General features: G+C 55.6%; 1 rRNA gene. It reads left to right on the top strand.

The window, feature by feature from the left end:
- A 23S ribosomal RNA gene (locus ADK36_RS18030) occupies positions 1-214 on the top strand; the annotation flags it as partial.

Consider the following 214-nt stretch of genomic DNA (forward strand, 5'->3'; position numbering starts at 1 on the left):
GATAGCGGATAGTACCGTGAGGGAATGGTGAAAAGTACCCCGGGAGGGGAGTGAAATAGTACCTGAAACCGTGTGCCTACAAGCCGTGGGAGCGTCGGACATCAGCTTGCTGGTGTCTCGTGACTGCGTGCCTTTTGAAGAATGAGCCTGCGAGTTTGCGGTGTGTTGCGAGGTTAACCCGTGTGGGGAAGCCGTAGCGAAAGCGAGTCCGAAT

Source organism: Streptomyces viridochromogenes (genome assembly GCF_001270495.1).
In the GTDB taxonomy this organism is placed as follows: Bacteria; Actinomycetota; Actinomycetes; order Streptomycetales; family Streptomycetaceae; genus Streptomyces; species Streptomyces viridochromogenes_A.